The sequence below is a fragment of the Bacillus sp. LR--39 genome (assembly GCF_053613335.1).
In genome coordinates, this window is the sequence record NZ_JBSIOT010000932.1 from 1 (window position 1) to 688 (window position 688).

Genomic DNA, 688 nt, shown 5'->3' on the forward strand with positions numbered 1-688 from the left:
TGAAAGCCACTTCGCGACCGCTTCAGCTTCTTTTTCGTCTACAAGATTGCCAGGCATTCCGCCGCGGCCGTTGACTACGATGTCCTTAATTTCGCTTTCCTTATACTTGCCGCCAACTTCCTTCAAACTCGGAGCGGAACCGCCGGCCAAATCCTTACCATGGCAGCCTGTGCAGTTTTGCTGGTAAATCTCTTCCCCGTCGGTTGCAGTTGCTTGCCCGCCTGTATTTTTCTCTTTGCTTTCGTTGTTATTGCCGCCGCAGGCAGCCAGCACAAAAGAAACAGCCATAAACAGAGTAAACAGCTTCATTTTCATTTTTTCAAGTCAGCTCCTTTAACAAGTCAACCTTTATTATAACCTCGATTATGCGCGTTTAAAACCCTCGCCAAGCACCTCTGAAGCATCCATCGCAATGACAAATGCAGACTCATCAATGTGTTTTACGAGTTGTTTCAGCTTTGTGAACTCGGTCTGGCCGACCACGCACATCAAAATAGGCCGCTCATCATCTGTATAGCCTCCGACCGCTGATATTTTCGTAATCCCCCTGTCGATTTTATTCAGTACCGCATGTCGAACTTCCTCTTCCCGGTTCGTAATGATCATCGCCATTTTGGAACGGTTCAATCCGACCTGGATGACATCGATGGTTTTGCTTGATATATAAACGCCAAGCATAGCATAAAGT

2 protein-coding genes are annotated in these 688 nt (G+C 46.9%); both read right to left on the reverse strand.

The window, feature by feature from the left end; all coding sequences use genetic code 11:
• Positions 1 to 315: cytochrome c551 (cccB, locus tag ACWHAR_RS27555; protein WP_452088496.1), on the reverse strand; the 315-nt coding region annotated here is incomplete at its 3' end.
• Between the two features lie 48 nt (positions 316 to 363).
• On the reverse strand, positions 364 to 688 hold a 325-nt coding region (locus ACWHAR_RS27560), incomplete at its 5' end, for a YitT family protein (protein WP_452088497.1).